A 15782-nucleotide genomic window follows, 5' to 3' on the forward strand; every position below is an offset into this window, starting at 1 on the left:
TTGCGTTGTCAACCATTCCCATTGGCGTCAAGGCAGAGGAGAATAGGTCCACAAAAGCCCTACCCAAGGAGCCCTTGATGTCCGTTCCAACCACGATGTTCCGCCTCACTGGCCGCGATTACCCGCCGGCCAAGCTGAGCCAAGCCAGCCTGATCATCATCGATGCGCAGAAGGAGTACCTCAGTGGTCCCCTGCAACTGTCGGGCATGGACGAGGCCGTGGCCAACATCGCCCGGTTGCTCGACGCCGCCCGCCAGGCTGGCCGTCCGATCATCCATGTTCGCCACCTCGGCACCGTTGGCGGGCGTTTCGATCCGCAGGGCCCGGCCGGTGAGTTCATCCCTGGCCTGGAGCCGCAAGACGGCGAGATCGTCATCGAAAAGCGCATGCCCAACGCCTTCAAGAACACCAAGCTGCACGACACCCTGCAAGGCCTGGGGCACCTGGACCTGATCGTGTGCGGCTTCATGAGCCACTCGAGCGTCAGCACCACGGTGCGCCGGGCCAAGGACTACGGTTACCGTTGCACCCTGGTCGAGGACGCCTCGGCAACCCGTGACCTGGCGCTCAAGGACCAGGTGATCCCAGCCGCCCAGATCCACGCCTGCGAAATGGCCGTGATGGCCGACAACTTCGCCTGCGTCGCCCCCACCGCCAGCCTGATCTGAGCCTTCGCGGCCCCGTGCCGCCCGGCCACCGGGCGGAACCGCAAGGCCGGGTTCGAGTCCAATTGCGCAGGTCCACCGAGGAAACTGAAATGAAGCTCAAAGGCAGTTTCGACGCCAAGCGTCTGCGCCAGCGCCAACCGGCCAATTGGGCTGCACGCATCGCCGCTGGCCTGGCGGCCCTCATCGCGACATTGGGCATCTTGCTGGTCATGGCTGGTTTCGCCGGGCTGCTGGGCAACTACGCAGCGCTGGCCGAACTGAACGCCAATCGCCCATTGGCGGCGATCGTTGCCGGCGCCGGGTTGCTGATGCTGTACTTCGGCGTGCGCTTCTGGCGGCGCAGCCGCATCCGTCTGCGCCGCGGCCGTGAACTGAACCTGTCGCCGCACCTGATGAAAAAGCATGATTGATGGTTTGCCGGGTTGCCTCGCAAAACGCCTGGTACTGACGCCACCAGGCTGATCGCGTAAACTACGCCGCCCACGTGGAGGCACCATGCAAGACGACGATTTTTCCCTGTTCAGTGCCGAAGTGCGCGGCGTCAAGCCGATCAAGCACGATCGCGCCGAGGTGGGCAAACCGAAAACCGACCGCAAGCAGTTGGCTGGCCTGCGCCAGGCCGCGACCGTGCGCAGCGATCAGGCGCTGGTGATCGACGGCCTGTCCGACCAGTTCGTGATCGACGTCGGTGCCGAAGACGAGCTGATGTGGCGCCGCGACGGCGTGCAGGAAACCCAGATCCGCAAGCTCAAGCTCGGCCAGATTGCCTTCGAGGGTAGCCTCGACCTGCATGGCATGAGTGTCGAGAAGGCACGCGAAACCTTGTGGGCCTTCATCGCCGAAGCCACCCAGCTGGAAGTGCGTTGCGTGCGGGTCACCCACGGCAAGGCCGCGCGCCTGGACGGCAAGCGCCCGATGATCAAGAGCCACGTCAACACCTGGCTGCGCCAGCATCCCCAGGTGCTGGGATTCACCTCGTGTCAGGCGCGTCACGGTGGCACTGGGGCTGTGTATGTCATGCTCAAGCGAACCATGATGGAAGGCCGCGACGAGTAACGCCGTGCTTGCAGCGCCGCCCGCGCCGCCTTACCCTTCCTTTTTTGCGATTTTTCCCACAGGTAGATACATGTCCCTGGAACAGAACTACACCGAGATCCTTGGCCAGATCGGCGAGGACGTCTCCCGTGAGGGCCTGCTCGACACGCCCAAGCGGGCTGCAAAGGCGATGAAGTACCTTTGCCGCGGTTATGAGCAGACGCTGGAAGAAGTCACCAACGGCGCGCTGTTCACTTCCGATAACAGCGAGATGGTGCTGGTCCGGGACATCGAGCTGTACTCGATGTGCGAACACCACATGCTGCCGTTCATTGGCAAGGCTCACGTGGCGTACCTGCCCAAGGGCAAGGTGCTCGGCCTGTCCAAGGTCGCGCGGATCGTCGACATGTACGCCCGCCGGTTGCAGATTCAGGAAAACCTCAGCCGGCAGATCGCCGATGCCGTGCAGCAGGTGACCGGCGCTGCCGGCGTTGCCGTGGTGATCGAAGCCAAGCACATGTGCATGATGATGCGCGGTGTCGAGAAGCAGAACTCGACCATGCTCACCTCGGTGATGCTCGGTGAGTTCCGTGACAATGCCGCCACGCGCAGCGAGTTCCTCAGCCTGATCAAGTGATCGGCGCCAGACCCGAGCCGGCCCCCAGGGGTCGGCTTGTGCATTTCAGGAGTAGCCCATGATCGTCAAAGCCCTGCGGGTCGGCCTCGGCCAGCTCATCGTGTTCGGCGACTGGATCAGCCGCCCAGCCAAGCGCAAGCGCGATGCCGCCGCTCAAGCGCAAGTCGAGCAGGAGGCCAAGCGCCTTGCGCTCTACCAGTTCCACGCCTGCCCGTTCTGCGTGAAGACCCGCCGCACCCTGCACCGCTTGAACGTGCCGGTGGCCTTGCGCGATGCCAAGCACGACCCCGCGCATCGCCAGGCCCTGCTCGAAGGCGGTGGCCGAGTGAAAGTGCCATGCCTGCGCATCGAAGAAAACGGCGAGGTCACCTGGATGTATGAATCCAAGGCGATCATCGCCTACCTGGACCAGCGCTTCGCCTGAGCCAAGCGCGGTTCAGCGGTTCACTCGACCATGGGCACATGCCGAGGATGGCTGGCCACACGCGCCAGCCAGGCGCGTACGGCCGGGTAATCGCTCAGGTCGAAACCGCCCTGGTGGGCGACATGGGTATAGGCATACAGCGCAACGTCGGCGATCGAGTACTGCTCGCCCACCAGGTAAGGCGTCATCTGCAGTTGGCGCTCCATCACCTTGAGTGCCTTGTAACCGCCTTTGTGCAATTTGCGGTATTCCTCAACGCGCGCATCGGGCAGGCCCAGGTAGAACTGGATGAACCGCGCCACGGCGATATACGGCTCGTGGCTGTACTGCTCGAAGAACTGCCACTGCAGCACCTGGGTACGCAGCCGCGCCTCGGTGGGCAGATATTCGCTGCCGTCCGCCAGGTAGTTGAGGATGGCGTTCGATTCCCATAGGCAAGTCCCGTCCTCGAGCTTGAGCACCGGCACCTTGCCGTTGGGGTTCATGGCCAGAAATTCCGCGGTTTCGGTTTCGCCCTTGAGAATATCCACCGCGTGCCACTCATACGGGCGGTCGAGCAGGCTGAGCATCAGCTTGACCTTGTAGCAGTTGCCCGATTGGTAGTCGCCATACACCTTGAACATCGCCCTTCCCCTTTCCACGCAATTGCGCACATTCGCCCAATAGTTGGCGACTGTACGGCTAAAAGCAATGCCTGCTGTATGGCAATGATCGAGCGCATGCGCGCTAGGCTGAAAAAAATGCTTACATCTGGACAAGGACCTGCGCCCATGAACGACGCCACCTCCGCGCCTTTGCGGCCCCTGGCAGACACTTCGGCTTCTGCATTGGTGGCAGGCTTCATCGCCATGCTGACCGGCTACACCAGCTCGCTGGTACTGATGTTTCAGGCCGGCCAGGCGGCCGGCTTGAGCAGCGGGCAGATCTCGTCGTGGATCTGGGCGCTGTCGATGGGCATGGCGGTATGCAGCATCGGCTTGTCATTGCGCTACCGCACGCCGATCACCGTGGCCTGGTCCACACCGGGCGCCGCACTGTTGATCACCAGCCTGGGCGGGGTGAGTTATGGCGAGGCCATCGGGGCATACATCACCTGCGCGCTGCTGGTGGTGGTCTGCGGCCTGACCGGCAGCTTCGAGCGGCTGGTCAAGCGCATTCCGGCATCGCTGGCATCGGCTCTGCTGGCCGGTATCTTGTTCAAGATCGGCAGCGAGATCTTCGTCGCGGCCCAGCACCGCACCGTGCTGGTGTTGGGCATGTTCTTCACTTACCTGCTGATCAAGCGCGTGTCGCCGCGCTACTGCGTGCTGGCTGCGCTGGTGGTGGGTAGCGGTCTATCGGGGGCACTGGGATTGCTGGACTTCAGTGATTTTCGACTGGAGGTAGCGACGCCGGTGTGGACCAGCCCGAGCTTCTCGCTGGCAGCGACCATCAGCATCGGCATCCCGCTGTTCGTGGTCGCCATGACCTCGCAGAACATGCCGGGCGTGGCGGTGTTGCGGGCCGATGGTTACCAGGTGCCGGCATCGCCGCTGATCACCACCACGGGCCTGGCCTCACTGCTGTTGGCGCCGTTCGGTGCGCACGGGGTCAACCTGGCCGCGATCAGTGCGGCGATCTGCACTGGCCCGCACGCCCACGAAGACAAGCGCAAGCGTTATACGGCAGCGGTATGGTGCGGCGTGTTCTACGGCATCGCCGGCACCTTCAGCGCCACCTTGGCGGCGTTGTTTGCCGCGTTGCCCACGGAGTTGGTGCTGTCGATTGCGGCACTGGCGCTGTTCGGTTCGATCATGAACGGGCTGACCGTGGCCATGAGCGAGGCCAAGGAGCGGGAGGCGGCGTTGATCACGTTCATGGTGACGGCCTCCGGGCTGACCCTGTTCTCGATCGGCTCGGCGTTCTGGGGGATCGTCGCAGGGGTGGTGACGTTGCTGATCCTCAATCCGCGCAGGGCATGAAGCCTTGATGGGCATATTGCGGGTAAAAAATACGCGCTCACGCTCGAAACAAAGGCCCTTTGCGCCTGCAACGTCGTCCTGGGCATAAGCTATTCAGCAAGGCAGAAACCCTCAAAGCCTGAAGTGACCGACCATGCCCTTGAGGTCATTGCCCAGTTGCGCCAGTTCGATGCTGGAACGGGCATTGTCCTGCATCGCCAGCGCCGCCTGGTCGGCGCTGCCGCGAATCTGCGTCACGCTGCGGCTGATCTCTTCGGCTACCGAGCTCTGCTGCTCGGCGGCGGCGGCGATCTGTTGGTTCATCTGCTGGATCAGCGACACGGCCGAGGCAATGCTGCCCAGCGCGCTTTCGGTGTGCAGCGCATCGGTCACCGCCAGACGCACCAGCTCGGCACTGCCACGGATCTGCGCCACTGATTGCTCGGCATTGCCGCGCAGGCTGGCCACCAACCGTTCGATTTCATCGGTGCTCTGGCGGGTACGCCGGGCCAGCGCCCGCACCTCATCGGCCACTACCGCGAAACCCCGCCCCTGCTCACCGGCTCGGGCAGCTTCGATGGCGGCATTGAGGGCCAGCAGGTTGGTCTGCTCGGCCACGCTCTTGATCACCGCCAGCACATCGCCAATGGTGTGGATTTCTGCGCTCAGACTGTCGATGCCTTCGCTCGCGGTTTCAGCAGCGCTCGCCAGTTGCTCGATGCGCTGCATGCTCTGACGCACCACGCGCTGGCCAGCGTCGACCGTGTCATCGGCCGCCTGCGCAGCCTGGGCAGCCTGTTCGGCATTACGCGCCACGTCGTGCACGGTGGCGGTCATCTGTTGCATGGCAGTGGCCACCTGCTCGGTTTCTTCCTTTTGGCTGCCGACTTCACGGTTGGTCTGCTCGGTAACCGCCGAGAGCGCCTGGGCGCTGCCGGCCAATTGCTCGATGCCCTGCTGCAAGCCGCTGACCACGCCCGACAAACCCGCTGCCATCTGCTGCATGGCCTGGGTCAACTGCCCGACTTCATCATGACGCGCGGCCTCTTGCTCGACGCTCAATTCGCCAGCGGCAATGCGTTGGGCCCGCGCAATCACCCGTTTGAGCGGCCCGATCACGGCGCGCGGGATCAGCCAGGCGGCGAGCAGGCCGACCAACAGGGCCAGCGCAGTGGCCAGGACAATGGCCAGGCTGTTGCGGGTAAGTTGCGCCTGCATCTCTTGCTGCTCGGCGGCGTAGGCGCGGTCGACCTGGCCTGTGACCTGCTCGGCACGCGCTTGCAGCTGGGTCTTGATACCCTGCTCCTGGCCGAGCAGATCGGTGTATTCGTTGAGCTTTTCGGAGAAACTGGCGATGTGCCCGGCCACCTCGCCAAGCACGCTCTGATACCCAGGGTCAGTCACCGCAGCCTTGAGTTGCTCGACCAACTGCGCAGCTTCGAGCGTCTGTGCAATACGACCCTGGCCGTCTGGCTGTTCGCCCTTGCGGCTCTGCTCCAGACGCACCCGGGCTTCGTCCATGGCCTGCAGCATCAAACGCGAAACCTGGGCCACCTGCGTGGCCTGTTCGAGAAATTCACTGCCTTGCTGGCCCTGGGACTGCTTGAGCGTGTAGGTGCCGTCGTCGGCGAGCCCGGCCTGCAGCACATCGAGGTTGTTGGCAACGCTCGAGACCGACCAACTGGCGGTGTCCAGCGCGAGCTCCTTGGCCTGTACCGCCTGGACAAAGGCTTCAAAGGCCTGAGCATAGGCGCTCAGGTCGGCTTCGGCAGCGGCCAGTGCAGGCAGGCCGCGGGCGCGCTCGATCAGCCCCTGCAGGCCACTGCGCAGTGCGTCGGCCTCCTTGGCGTCGGAGCGCAAGGCAAAGGCCTGCTCATGCGCGCGCAGGCGCAGCAGGTCGGTGTTGAACTGGCTGAGCTGACGCAAGCCCTCGAAGCGTTGACCCACGCTGTGCAGCGCGGCGACACCGATGGCCGCCACCGCTACGGTGAGCAGCAACACCAAGGCAAAACCCAGCGCCAACTTACGGGCCATGCCCAGGTTGGCCAGAATACCGCGCCCGCTCGCCGCCATCGCCGATCCCCTTCCCCGAAGGTTTGCCAAGCGCAAGCGTGGCGCGCTTGCGCAGCGACCCACAAGGGGCATGCGGACAAATGGTGTCAAATGGCTATGAGTGTGTCGCGATCAGCTAGCTGAAGGTCGTACTGCGTGCTGAAAGAACCGTTGGGCCCGGGCGTCCTGCCCATAGGCGACATTGATGCGCAGCCAGTCGCTGGCGGTGCCCTGGTAATCGAAGGCGCTGCCGGGGGTGAGCAAGACCTCGTGCTGCAAGGCCAGACGCTCGAGACTGGCAAAATCCTGCCCTGCCACACGGGCCCAGACGAACATCCCGCCGTACGGCTCGCAGAACACCTGCCAGCCATACTGCTCGAGTTGCGCCAGAAGCTTGGCCATGTGCTGGCCAAGCCGTACGTTCAACCGCTGCACGTGCTTGCGGTAGCTGCCATTGCCCAGCATGTGGCTGACCACTTGTTCGGCGAAGCGCGAGGTACCAATGCCACTGACCATCTTCAGCTCGGCCGTACGTGCGATCAGCGCGTCGTCGGCGAGCAGGTAGCCCACCCGCAGCGAGCTGCTCAAGGTCTTGGAAAAGCTCCCTAGGTAGATCACCCGCTGCTCGCTGTCGAGGGTCGCCAGACGTGTGGCCGGGCCCTGCTGGAAGTCGGCATAGATATCGTCTTCGACTATTCGCAGGTCGTGTTCACGGGCAAGTTCCAACAAGCGGTAGGCCACCTTGGGCGCAAGGCTGGTGCCGGTCGGGTTGTGGTACAGGCTGTTGATGAACAGGCAGCGTGGGCGATGGCGCATCAGCAGGTGCTCGAGCACTTCGAGGTCCGGGCCGCAGGCCGTGCGTGGCAGGGCCAACATCGTCACCTGCTGCTGGCGCAGCAGGTTGAACAGGTTGTAGTAACCGGGGTTTTCCACCAGCACGCTATCGCCTGGGCGCAGCAGCGTGCGTACCAGCAGATCGAGCGCGTGGCTGGCGCCTTGCGTGGTGAGGATACGCTCGGGAGCGGCAGCGATGTCCAATCGCGCCAGACGCTTGTGCACCTGCTGGCGCAGGCTGGCCAGGCCCTGGGGCGGGCAATAGTCGAACAGGTCCTGCGCATCGCCGCGGCTGACTTGACGAATCGCCTGGGCCAGCTCGGCCTCGGCACGCCAGCTGTTGGGCAACCAGCCGCAGCCAAGCTTGAGCATCTGCTCATGGCCTTCGCGAAACTGCCGCCAGCTACCCTCGTTACTCTCCCCCCACACAGGCAAAGCGTCATGGACGCTGAGATCTTTGCGCGCGGCGACGAAAAACCCGCTGCCATGACGGGCCTCCAACCAGCCGCCGGCGACCAGACGGTCGTAAGCCTCGATCACGCACGAGGCGCTGACCGCTTGCTCGCGGGCCAGGGCCCGGATCGATGGCAAACGCGCACCGGGGCGCAAGCGCTGATGTTCGATCCAGGCTTGCAGGTGCTCGGTCAGCTGTCGCACCAGCGGGGTTGGGCTCAAGCGATCAAGGGAAAAGTGCATGGGCTAGGTGTTTGTCAATTTCGGGCAAACAGTTAAGCATAAATGAGCGCCTGGTGTGCCTTGTCGCCAGGCGCAGGCAGCGGCACTGTTCGATGAACGGCCGCCGTGCATGCCGCCGCTGACACTTGCAGAAACCAGGACCGCCCCATGCCCTCACGCAACGCCCCCGCCCTACTCGCCTTCGCCCTTTGTACCATCACGCTGGCAGTTAATCTGCAAGCGCCGCTGTACATCGCCTATGCCGACCTCTCCGGCCAGGGCGCCGGCGCTACGGCAGTCGCTTTTTCCGGCTATGTGCTCGGCGTATTGCCGGTACTGCTGGCCTTGGGCGGGTTGGCCGATCGGGTCGGCCGGCGGCCGCTGATCGTGGCTGCATTGCTGTTATCGATGCTCGCCACCGGGCTGATGCTGCTCGCGCCAGGCCTGCCGACACTAGGCGTGGCGCGGTTCCTGTTGGGGCTGGGAACCGGTCTGGCCTCGGCCACCGCTACGGCCTACATGACCGAACTGATGGGTGATGGCGCCGCGCAACGGGCTGCCAGCTGGGTCACTGCCAGCACTTCGCTGGGTTTCGGCCTGGGCGCAGCGCTTACCAGCTTGTGCCTGCTGGGCGGTGCCAGCCTTGCGCCAGCGAGCTTTCCTGTGCAACTGCTGCTGGCGGCCGCCGCCGTGCTGTTGGTGTGGCGCCTGCCCGACCCGCGCCCAGCCCAACCCAGCGCCATGCTGCGCCTACCCAGCTACCCACCCGGCAGCGTGGTCCATGGCCTTGCCATTCTGCTGGCGTGGGCCTGTGTCGGCCTGGTCATCGCCCTGCTGCCCGGCATCCTGCGCCAGCAGGGCCTGAGCAGCTGGTCGGGGTTCTCGACGTTCTGCGTCATTAGCTGCGGCTTGCTGTTTCAGCCGCTGGCCAAGCGCATGCCCAGCCGCAGCGCGACCTTGCTGGGCCTGGCGATCCTGCCATGCAGCTATGGATTGCTGGCCTTTGGCGCAGACAGCGGCCGGTTATGGGCGGTGCTGGCCGGCGCGGTGGCAGCCAGCAGCGCGTGCTACGGGTTCGTCTACCTGGGCGGGCTGGCGGCGGTGAATGAACTGGCCGGCGCCGAGAAGACCCGCGCCAGTGCCGGCTTCTTTCTGCTGGCGTACCTGGGCTTCAGCCTGCCGGTGGTGCTGACTGGCGTACTGAGCGATCGCCTGGGGTCGGGCGCGGCGTTGCTGGGGTTCGGGGCCGTACTGCTGATCGGCTGCGCAAGCGTGGCCTGGGCGTTGTATCGCGCCAGTGCGCAGCCGTACGCGCTCGGCCAGCCTTGAGCCTGCGCGGCTGATGCCTGCCTAGATGGCGGTAGCACCACCATCGACGGTCAGGCTGTGCCCCGTGGTGAAGGCTGCCGCGTCGCTGCACAGGTAGAGCACCGCACCGGCGATCTCCTCGACCTTGCCGATGCGCCCGACCGGGTGCATGGCAGCGGCGAATTCGGCCTTGCGTGGGTCTGCCTCATAGGCGCGGCGGAACATGTCGGTGTCGATCACCGCCGGGCACACCGCATTGACCCGGATGCGCTTCTTGGCATATTCGATCGCCGCCGACTTGGTCAGGCCGATCACCGCATGCTTGGAGGCTGCATAGATGCTCATCTTCGGGGCAGCGCCCAGGCCTGCCACTGACGCTGTATTGACGATCGCGCCGCCGCCCTGGGCCATCAGCAGCGGCAATTGATACTTCATGCATAGCCACACGCCCTTGACATTGACCGCCATGATGGCATCGAACTCGGCTTCGCTGCCTTCGGCCAGGCGCCCCTTTTCGATCTCGATGCCAGCGTTGTTGTAGGCGTAGTCGAGACGGCCATAGGTTTCGATGACCCGCTCATGCAGCTGACCAACCTGTGCCTCCTGGGTGACATCACAGGCAACGAACAGCGCCTCGCCACCGGCCGCGCGAATCGACGCTACCGTGGCCTCGCCACCTACTGCGTCGAGGTCGGCCACCACCACCTTCAAGCCCTCGCCAGCGAAGGCCAGGGCAGTCGCCCGGCCGATGCCGGCTGCGCCACCGGTGACCAGAACCACTTGGCCAGAAAAGGTCATGCTCATCGTCTGCTCCTGAAGGGGGTCAATGGAGTCGGAGTCTAGCCAGCTGCTGCATCCGCCGGGCAGCATCATCAAGGCAGCGGTTGAGCTACTATGCTTGCCAGTGATTTTGCGGACCAACTTGCATCAGCAGGTTAAATTGACCGCTGTGCCCCATTGCCCATAAGGACCTGCCATGACCCAGACCAATCGCCGCTTCCTGCTTACCAAGCGCCCGCATGGCGCAGTGAGCCGTGACGACTTCACGTTCGAAACCGTTGCGGTTCAAGCCCCCGCCGATGGCCAGATCCAGGTACGCAACCTGTACCTGTCGCTCGACCCGGCCATGCGTGGCTGGATGAACGAAGGCAAATCCTACATCCCGCCCGTGGCCCTCGGCCAAGTGATGCGGGCGCTCGGCGTGGGCGAAGTGGTCGCCTCCAATCACCCCGACTACAAGCCTGGCGACCATGTCAGCGGTGCCCTCGGCGTGCAGGACTTCTTCACCGGTGAACCGCAGGGTTTGCACAAGATCGATCCGAGCCTGGCGCCGCTGCCACGCTACCTCTCGGCGCTGGGCATGACCGGCATGACCGCGTACTTCGCCCTGCTCGAGGTCGGCCAGCCAAAAGAAGGCGACACCGTGGTGATTTCCGGCGCGGCAGGCGCTGTCGGCAGCATCGTCGGGCAGATCGCCAAACTGAAAGGTTGCCGCGTGGTGGGCATCGCCGGCGGCGCCGAGAAATGCCAATACCTCAAGGACGAGCTGGGCTTCGACGGGGTGATCGACTACAAGGCCGAAGATGTCCTGGCCGGCCTCAAACGCGAATGCCCGAAAGGCGTGGATGTGTATTTCGACAACGTCGGCGGCGAGATCCTCGATGCCGTGCTCACCCGCATCAACTTCAAGGCACGCATCGTCATCTGCGGCGCCATCAGCCAGTACAACAGCAAGGAAGCGGTCAAAGGCCCGGCCAACTACCTGGCGCTGCTGGTCAACCGTGCGCGCATGGAGGGCTTCGTGGTCATGGACCACGCCAAGGACTATGGCAAGGCAGCCCAGGAAATTGCCGGCTGGATGGCCAGCGGCAAGCTCAAGAGCAAGGAAGACGTGGTCGAGGGCCTGGAAACCTTCCCCGAGACCCTGCTCAAGCTGTTCAACGGCGAGAACTTCGGCAAGTTGGTGTTGAAGGTCTGACCGCGGTGCAGCGCCCGTGCAGGCCCGCGAAAGGGCCGGCACGGGCAGTGCAGATCTTGTAATATTCCCCATCGCCACTGAAACCAGTGACTGGGATTTACAGAGATGACCATGATCAAGATCACCCCCACCATCGAGTGCTCCAACACCGCCCCGTTCGTTCTCTTTGGCGGCATCAACGTGCTCGAGTCCGAGGACCTGGCCCTGACCGCCTGCGCCGAATACGTGCGGGTTACCGAGAAATTGGGCATCCCCTACGTGTTCAAAGCCAGCTTCGACAAGGCCAACCGTTCCTCGATCCACTCCTACCGCGGCCCCGGCATGGAAGAAGGCCTGCGGATCTTCGAGAAGGTCAAAGCCGAGTTCGGCGTACCGATCATCACCGACGTACACGAGATCCATCAGTGCGCGCCGGTGGCCGAAGTGGTCGATGTACTGCAGCTGCCGGCATTCCTCGCCCGCCAGACCGACCTGGTGGTGGCCCTGGCCAAGACCGGCAAGCCGGTCAACATCAAGAAGCCGCAGTTCCTCAGCCCCTCGCAGATGCAGAACATCGTGCACAAGTTCAAGGAAGCCGGTAACGACCAGCTGATCCTGTGCGACCGTGGCACCTGCATGGGTTACGACAACCTGGTGGTCGACATGCTCGGTTTCGGCGTGATGAAGCGCACCTGCGACAACCTGCCGATCATCTTCGACGTGACCCACGCCCTGCAGAACCGCGACCCGTCCGGTGCAGCGTCCGGTGGTCGTCGCGAGCAGGTGGTCGACCTGGCCCGTGCTGGAATGGCGGTTGGGCTGGCGGGGTTGTTCCTGGAAGCTCACCCGAACCCGGACCAGGCCAAGTGCGATGGGCCAAGCGCCCTGCCGCTGGACAAGCTGGAGCCGTTTTTGGCGCAGATCAAGGCATTGGATGAGCTGGTGAAAGGGTTCTCGCCATTGGTTATTGCCTGATCGTTACGCGATTAACCAAGGGCCGACATACCGCGTATGTCGGCCTTTTTTTACATCTGTTACAACCCCACACGATCTTTTAACAACTGCCCTGCTAGGATCCCCGCTCGCGATGGATCTAACACCGTCTCGCGTCACAACGATAAGCAAATCAAGTACATGCGCTGCGCGCATTCGCAGCGCTGCAACCGGGGGATTCAATGGATTTATGGACGGCCTTCCAGGCACTCATTCTGGGAGTAGTAGAGGGAATCACTGAGTTCCTGCCTATCTCAAGTACCGGCCACCAGATCATCGTCGCAGACCTGATCGACTTCGATGGCGAACGCGCCATTGCTTTCAACATCATCATCCAGCTGGCAGCGATCTTGGCAGTGGTGTGGGAATTTCGCGGCAAGATCCTTGAAGTGGTGTTCGGCCTGACCACTGAGCCCAAGGCCCGTCGCTTTACCGGCAACTTGCTGCTCGCGTTCATGCCGGCGGTGGTGCTGGGCGTGCTGTTCGCCGATCTTATCCATGAGTACCTGTTCAACCCGATCACCGTCGCTGCGGCACTGGTCGTTGGCGGGGTAATCATGCTGTGGGCCGAGCGGCGTCAGCATGAAGTGACGATCGATCACGTCGAGCAGATGCGCTGGAGCCACGCATTGAAGATCGGCTTCGTGCAATGCCTGGCGATGATCCCAGGTACGTCGCGCTCGGGCTCGACCATCATCGGCGGTTTGCTGTTTGGCTTGTCGCGCACGGCGGCCACCGAGTTTTCGTTCTTCCTGGCCATGCCGACCATGGTTGGAGCGGCAGTTTACTCGGGCTACAAATACCGCGACCTGTTCCAGCCCAGTGATCTGCCGGTGTTCGCCGTAGGCTTCATCACCTCGTTCATCTTCGCCATGATCGCGGTGCGCGCGTTGCTCAAGTTCATCGCCCACCACAGCTACGCGACGTTTGCCTGGTACCGCATCGTGTTTGGGTTGCTGATCCTGGCGACCTGGCAGTTTGGCTGGATCGATTGGTCGACTGCCCACGGGTGATGCTGCACGCACCAACGAAACAGGGCTGCAATGCAGCCCTTTCTATATGCATCCGTTTCAGCCGCGAATTTCTGCGACCACCGCCGCCAGCGCCTGGGCTGGATCGGCGGCCTTGCTGATCGGGCGGCCGATAACCAGGTAGTCAGAACCTGCGTCCAGAGCCTGGCGTGGGGTCAGGATGCGACGCTGGTCATCGACAGCACTGCCCGCTGGGCGAATGCCTGGCGTGACGAGCTGCAGCCCTGGGTGAGCAGCCTTCAAGGCCGGCGCCTCCAGGGCCGAGCATACCAGGCCGTCCATCCCTGCTTTTTCCGCCAGGGCGGCAAGGCGCAGCACCTGCTCCTGAGGGTCGACATCCAGACCGATACCGGCCAAGTCCTCACGCTCCATGCTGGTCAGCACCGTCACACCGATCAACAGCGGCTGCGGCCCGCTGCGCTTGGCCAGTTCCTCACGGCACGCTGCCATCATGCGCAGACCACCGGAGCAGTGCACGTTGACCATCCACACACCCATTTCAGCGGCAGCTTTCACAGCCATGGCAGTGGTGTTGGGGATATCGTGGAACTTGAGGTCCAGGAATACTTCGAAGCCCTTCTCGCACAGGGTTTCGACAATGCCAGCTGCGCTGCTGGTGAACAGCTCCTTGCCAACCTTGACCCGGCACAGGGCAGGATCGAGCTGGTCGGCCAGCTGCAGGGCGGCGTCACGGGTAGGGAAATCCAGGGCGACGATCAGGGGCGTCTGGCAGGCGGACATGGGCGGGTTCTCTTGGCAAGTCGTAAACGGCGCGCATTGTAAACGAAGTCACAGTCCGTAGGGGGCAAAGATCACTGACCAATGGATACACGGTGCTGCCTGAGAGCCGGACAAAGTGCAGGTCACAGACTGGATGAGGCCAACAGCCTGAGTGCCGAGAATTCGTGCCCGTCGATCAAATCTGAAGGTGACGAGCATTTGGGAATGTGTATAAATGCGCACACCTAAGCATCACACCGCCGAGCAATGATGACTGCGCAAACTTTCGCCTCCAAAAACCTTGATATAGAAGTCCTTCGAGCGTGCGCCATTACAATCACGGTAGTAGCCCATCTAGGGGTGCTACATCCTTCATGGTACAGCTGGTCGAATTACTTTTGGCTAGGCGGGGGCGTCGATCTATTTTTTGCCATATCAGGTCTATTGATAACCGGCACACTCCTCAAAGCCTGCTCGCAAGGCGCCTCTTTTTGCGCCATCGCAGGGCCATTCTGGGTGCGTCGAATATTCCGGCTGTGGCCTGCTGCATTGTTTTGGTCAAGTCTCACGCTGGGCATCACATACAGTGTGCCTCTGTCGGAAACATTCGCCCCCGCCACCGCGGTCTTTGACTCGTGGTTGTACGGAGCCCTTAACTTGCAAAACATCCACATCTGGCTAGTGGGCAGCTCAGGCGCGCCTCCCACGCCGCTGTGGCACTACTGGAGTTTATCGCTCGAAGAGCAATTTTATGTGCTATTGCCTATTGCACTTGCGTTGATCAGCAATAAGAAACTCCTCATACTTCCCGCACTGGCTTTGGCACTTTTACAATCATTTCATCTACGCCCCTGGGGTTCGCTTCTGTGGTTCATTCGCAGCGATGCGTTATTGTATGGGGTGATCATTGCGCTGCTTTGGCATTACTACGGGGCTCGCTTGATGTCGATATTCACGGCAGTGAACAGAGCCACGTTAAGCGCTGTTTTCTTGCTTAGCTTGCCCTTGCCTGTTGTTTTAGCGCAGCCAACCTGGTTCAAGTACTACATGGGTTTTGTCGCCCTCAGCGCTAGCTGGGCGGTTTTGGTAGCGTCGGCTAACCTCAACCTTAGCGGGCAAGCGCGCAGGCTACAGCGGATCGCCTTGTATGTAGGTGCCAGATCGTACTCGATTTACTTAGTGCATAATCCGGTTCTCGCATTCACGAGAGAGGCTTTCCTCGCCAGGGGCACCATTGACCTGACATCGTCAACCGCTCAGTGCGTTTCACTTCTGATAGCGCTTTCAGTGACGCTTCTGCTTGCCGATCTTTCCTATCGCATGATCGAAACACCGCTCAGAACCTACGGCACCGCGCTGTCTAGAGCCATGGCTCACAGACCATCACCCAATTCCAACTCTGCGGGTCCTCAGCTAGGTAATCATCGCTGAGGTTTGACGAAGTGGGCCATGTTATCTGATCAAACGCAGCGGCGAAGAATGCGCAAACTCAACGTCGATACCTGACT

Annotated in this window: 16 protein-coding genes and 1 pseudogene; 11 read left to right on the forward strand and 6 right to left on the reverse strand. The window is 62.6% G+C overall.

What is annotated here, in order from left to right:
- Positions 1-77 precede the first annotated feature (77 nt).
- The 5 genes from ACLEJW_RS17670 (at position 78) to ACLEJW_RS17690 (ending at position 2764) form a co-directional block, all read left to right on the forward strand.
- Entirely contained in the window at positions 78-668 is a 591-nt protein-coding gene (locus ACLEJW_RS17670; protein ID WP_145192077.1) for a cysteine hydrolase family protein, read from the forward strand.
- An 89-nt stretch (positions 669-757) separates the two neighbouring features.
- Positions 758-1078, forward strand: coding sequence for a hypothetical protein (locus ACLEJW_RS17675; RefSeq protein ID WP_145192079.1), 321 nt, complete (start codon positions 758-760; stop codon positions 1076-1078).
- An 85-nt stretch (positions 1079-1163) separates the two neighbouring features.
- Entirely contained in the window at positions 1164-1724 is a 561-nt protein-coding gene (locus tag ACLEJW_RS17680; RefSeq protein ID WP_145192082.1) for a Smr/MutS family protein, read from the forward strand.
- A 70-nt stretch (positions 1725-1794) separates the two neighbouring features.
- Positions 1795-2340: a GTP cyclohydrolase I FolE gene (gene folE, locus ACLEJW_RS17685; protein ID WP_440777972.1), complete on the forward strand. Its 546-nt coding sequence runs from the start codon at positions 1795-1797 to the stop codon at positions 2338-2340.
- 58 nt (positions 2341-2398) lie between these two features.
- The gene (locus ACLEJW_RS17690) at positions 2399-2764 is read left to right on the forward strand and encodes a glutaredoxin family protein (protein WP_440777973.1); all 366 of its coding nucleotides are present in this window, start codon (positions 2399-2401) and stop codon (positions 2762-2764) included.
- 20 nt (positions 2765-2784) lie between these two features.
- On the opposite strand, the gene ACLEJW_RS17695 is transcribed toward ACLEJW_RS17690, so the two are convergent.
- Positions 2785-3387 carry a glutathione S-transferase family protein gene (locus ACLEJW_RS17695; protein ID WP_440777974.1) on the reverse strand — a complete coding sequence of 201 codons (603 nt, stop codon included), beginning with the start codon at positions 3385-3387 and terminating at the stop codon, positions 2785-2787.
- Positions 3388-3534: 147 nt separating this feature from the next.
- On the opposite strand from ACLEJW_RS17695, the gene ACLEJW_RS17700 reads away from it, so the two are divergent.
- Positions 3535-4725, forward strand: a complete 1191-nt coding sequence (locus ACLEJW_RS17700; protein WP_440777975.1) for a benzoate/H(+) symporter BenE family transporter — start codon at positions 3535-3537, stop codon at positions 4723-4725.
- Between the two features lie 111 nt (positions 4726-4836).
- On the opposite strand, the gene ACLEJW_RS17705 is transcribed toward ACLEJW_RS17700, so the two are convergent.
- From ACLEJW_RS17705 to ACLEJW_RS17715, 3 genes and pseudogenes are all read right to left on the reverse strand, one after another.
- Positions 4837-5709, reverse strand: a complete 873-nt coding sequence (locus tag ACLEJW_RS17705) for a methyl-accepting chemotaxis protein (protein ID WP_371921300.1) — start codon at positions 5707-5709, stop codon at positions 4837-4839.
- Positions 5698-6849, reverse strand: a pseudogene (locus ACLEJW_RS17710) (HAMP domain-containing protein); the annotation flags it as partial. The gene ACLEJW_RS17705 and the pseudogene ACLEJW_RS17710, both read right to left, overlap by 12 nt.
- A 39-nt stretch (positions 6850-6888) precedes the next feature.
- Positions 6889-8286 (reverse strand): PLP-dependent aminotransferase family protein, encoded by a 1398-nt coding sequence (locus tag ACLEJW_RS17715; RefSeq protein ID WP_440777976.1) that lies wholly within the window; start codon positions 8284-8286, stop codon positions 6889-6891.
- A 147-nt stretch (positions 8287-8433) separates the two neighbouring features.
- Between ACLEJW_RS17715 and ACLEJW_RS17720 the strand changes: the two genes are divergently transcribed.
- Positions 8434-9594 carry an MFS transporter gene (locus ACLEJW_RS17720; protein WP_313296042.1) on the forward strand — a complete coding sequence of 387 codons (1161 nt, stop codon included), beginning with the start codon at positions 8434-8436 and terminating at the stop codon, positions 9592-9594.
- Positions 9595-9615: 21 nt separating this feature from the next.
- Here the strand turns inward: ACLEJW_RS17720 and ACLEJW_RS17725 are convergent, their stop codons facing one another.
- The gene (locus ACLEJW_RS17725) at positions 9616-10377 is read right to left on the reverse strand and encodes an SDR family oxidoreductase (protein ID WP_313458812.1); all 762 of its coding nucleotides are present in this window, start codon (positions 10375-10377) and stop codon (positions 9616-9618) included.
- Between the two features lie 172 nt (positions 10378-10549).
- Between ACLEJW_RS17725 and ACLEJW_RS17730 the strand changes: the two genes are divergently transcribed.
- The 3 genes from ACLEJW_RS17730 to ACLEJW_RS17740 all read left to right on the forward strand — a co-directional run bounded on the left by ACLEJW_RS17730 (position 10550) and on the right by ACLEJW_RS17740 (position 13536).
- The gene (locus tag ACLEJW_RS17730; RefSeq protein WP_313296039.1) at positions 10550-11551 is read left to right on the forward strand and encodes an NADP-dependent oxidoreductase; all 1002 of its coding nucleotides are present in this window, start codon (positions 10550-10552) and stop codon (positions 11549-11551) included.
- A gap of 111 nt (positions 11552-11662) precedes the next feature.
- Complete coding sequence (kdsA, locus tag ACLEJW_RS17735) at positions 11663-12505, forward strand: 3-deoxy-8-phosphooctulonate synthase (RefSeq protein ID WP_145192112.1); 843 nt, start codon at positions 11663-11665, stop codon at positions 12503-12505.
- Between the two features lie 200 nt (positions 12506-12705).
- A complete protein-coding gene (locus ACLEJW_RS17740; RefSeq protein ID WP_440777977.1) occupies positions 12706-13536 on the forward strand; it encodes an undecaprenyl-diphosphate phosphatase in 831 nt (276 codons plus the stop codon).
- Between the two features lie 57 nt (positions 13537-13593).
- Here ACLEJW_RS17740 and pyrF read toward each other — a convergent pair whose 3' ends face one another.
- Positions 13594-14295: an orotidine-5'-phosphate decarboxylase gene (pyrF, locus tag ACLEJW_RS17745; RefSeq protein WP_145192118.1), complete on the reverse strand. Its 702-nt coding sequence runs from the start codon at positions 14293-14295 to the stop codon at positions 13594-13596.
- 249 nt (positions 14296-14544) lie between these two features.
- Here pyrF and ACLEJW_RS17750 point away from each other — a divergent pair, with 249 nt between their 5' ends.
- Positions 14545-15705, forward strand: a complete 1161-nt coding sequence (locus ACLEJW_RS17750; RefSeq protein ID WP_178108371.1) for an acyltransferase family protein — start codon at positions 14545-14547, stop codon at positions 15703-15705.
- Positions 15706-15782 lie beyond the last annotated feature (77 nt).

Origin of the sequence: Pseudomonas sp. SMSB3 (assembly GCF_052041965.1) — a bacterium.
Lineage (GTDB): Bacteria > Pseudomonadota > Gammaproteobacteria > Pseudomonadales > Pseudomonadaceae > Aquipseudomonas.

Bases quoted from the DNA above. Each gene is read 5' to 3' on its own strand.
- ACLEJW_RS17690 (WP_440777973.1), top strand. From the start codon at position 2,399: ATGATCGTCAAAGCCCTGCGGGTCGGCCTCGGCCAGCTCATCGTGTTC.
- ACLEJW_RS17725 (WP_313458812.1), bottom strand. From the start codon at position 10,377: ATGAGCATGACCTTTTCTGGCCAAGTGGTTCTGGTCACCGGTGGCGCA.
- ACLEJW_RS17750 (WP_178108371.1), top strand. From the start codon at position 14,545: ATGACTGCGCAAACTTTCGCCTCCAAAAACCTTGATATAGAAGTCCTT.
- kdsA (WP_145192112.1), top strand. From the start codon at position 11,663: ATGATCAAGATCACCCCCACCATCGAGTGCTCCAACACCGCCCCGTTC.
- folE (WP_440777972.1), top strand. From the start codon at position 1,795: ATGTCCCTGGAACAGAACTACACCGAGATCCTTGGCCAGATCGGCGAG.
- ACLEJW_RS17675 (WP_145192079.1), top strand. From the start codon at position 758: ATGAAGCTCAAAGGCAGTTTCGACGCCAAGCGTCTGCGCCAGCGCCAA.
- ACLEJW_RS17695 (WP_440777974.1), bottom strand. From the start codon at position 3,387: ATGTTCAAGGTGTATGGCGACTACCAATCGGGCAACTGCTACAAGGTC.
- ACLEJW_RS17705 (WP_371921300.1), bottom strand. From the start codon at position 5,709: ATGCAGCAGATGGCAGCGGGTTTGTCGGGCGTGGTCAGCGGCTTGCAG.
- ACLEJW_RS17720 (WP_313296042.1), top strand. From the start codon at position 8,434: ATGCCCTCACGCAACGCCCCCGCCCTACTCGCCTTCGCCCTTTGTACC.
- ACLEJW_RS17670 (WP_145192077.1), top strand. From the start codon at position 78: ATGTCCGTTCCAACCACGATGTTCCGCCTCACTGGCCGCGATTACCCG.
- ACLEJW_RS17680 (WP_145192082.1), top strand. From the start codon at position 1,164: ATGCAAGACGACGATTTTTCCCTGTTCAGTGCCGAAGTGCGCGGCGTC.
- pyrF (WP_145192118.1), bottom strand. From the start codon at position 14,295: ATGTCCGCCTGCCAGACGCCCCTGATCGTCGCCCTGGATTTCCCTACC.
- ACLEJW_RS17700 (WP_440777975.1), top strand. From the start codon at position 3,535: ATGAACGACGCCACCTCCGCGCCTTTGCGGCCCCTGGCAGACACTTCG.
- ACLEJW_RS17740 (WP_440777977.1), top strand. From the start codon at position 12,706: ATGGATTTATGGACGGCCTTCCAGGCACTCATTCTGGGAGTAGTAGAG.
- ACLEJW_RS17715 (WP_440777976.1), bottom strand. From the start codon at position 8,286: ATGCACTTTTCCCTTGATCGCTTGAGCCCAACCCCGCTGGTGCGACAG.
- ACLEJW_RS17730 (WP_313296039.1), top strand. From the start codon at position 10,550: ATGACCCAGACCAATCGCCGCTTCCTGCTTACCAAGCGCCCGCATGGC.